Genomic DNA, 1,041 nt, shown 5'->3' with positions numbered 1-1,041 from the left:
ACGTGAGCTCTTCGGATCCGGGCCCCAGGCGGAGGCCGCCACGCCCCTGGACCCGCCACCGCCGGCCGACCACGCGCCACCGCCCGGCCCCGCCCTGGTCGCTGGGGGCCAGACGCCGGCGCCGGATGTGGCGGAACGGCCGGTCGCGCCGCGGCGGCATGGGTCGGCGCTGCCGAGCTGAGGGCTGCTCTCGATAAAGTGCAACGAGTTCAAATCTTTGAGGTGACGTGAGTTTCCGCGTATAATGGTCGGGATTTGGGGGGTGGAAGGCGGTCGCTTCATGTCCGCGCAGGAGACACTGGACGCCCGGTCTGACGGGATGACGATCGAGCGTGCGCGGATCTTCGCGCTGCTCGGGCGCCTGCTCGTGGCCGCGCCCGATTCGGGGTTGCTGGCCGCCCTGGCGGGACTGCACGGGGATGGCACCGATCTGGGCGGCGCCTATGGCGCGCTGGCGGCCGCGGCGCGCGGATCGGACCCGGTCTCGGCGGAGCGCGAATTCCATGACCTGTTCATCGGCCTCGGGCGCGGCGAGCTGTTGCCCTTCGCCTCCTACTACCTGACCGGCTTCCTGCACGAACGGCCGCTGGCCGAGCTGCGCGGCGACCTCGCGCGCCTCGGCCTCGAGCGGGCCGAGGGCGTGGCGGAGCCGGAGGACCACATCGGATCGGAATGCGAGGTCTATGCCGGGCTGCTCTCGGGCAGCTTTGAAGGCGGGGCGGCGCAGGCCGAGACGTTCTTCGGGAAGCACCTGCGGCCCTGGGCCGGCAGGTTCTTCGCGGATCTCGAGAAGGCCGAGGCGGCACGCTTCTATCGCGCCGTCGGCCGCCTCGGGCGAGTCGCGATCGAGATCGAGCAGGCGGCCCTCGGGCTGCCGCCATGACGCATGTCGGGGAGTAAGGACGCAATGAGCAAAAGCATCACCACCGCGCCGGAACGCCGCGGCTTCCTGAGGGCGCTGGGCATCGGCGGCGCGGCTGCCGCCGCGGCCGGCGTGGCGCAGGCCGCCGGGCCGATCCGCGCCGATGCCGTGCCCGCCGG

At 72.6% G+C, this 1,041-nt stretch carries 2 protein-coding genes and 1 pseudogene; all 3 read left to right on the top strand.

Features of this window, described 5'->3' with window-relative positions:
* A pseudogene (locus tag HW578_RS28120) lies at positions 1-181 on the top strand (hypothetical protein); the annotation flags it as partial.
* Positions 182-280: 99 nt separating this feature from the next.
* A complete protein-coding gene (locus HW578_RS26930; RefSeq protein ID WP_198373763.1) occupies positions 281-883 on the top strand; it encodes a TorD/DmsD family molecular chaperone in 603 nt (200 codons plus the stop codon).
* A 3-nt stretch (positions 884-886) separates the two neighbouring features.
* Positions 887-1,041 (top strand): twin-arginine translocation signal domain-containing protein (locus HW578_RS28545; RefSeq protein WP_369407993.1); only part of this gene is annotated, 155 nt, incomplete at its 3' end.

It is taken from the genome of Roseomonas rosulenta, assembly GCF_016106005.1.
Classification (GTDB): Bacteria; Pseudomonadota; Alphaproteobacteria; order Acetobacterales; family Acetobacteraceae; genus Neoroseomonas; species Neoroseomonas rosulenta.
Note: the sequence above shows the minus strand (reverse complement) of the source record. Positions and strands in the feature narration are given on the sequence as shown.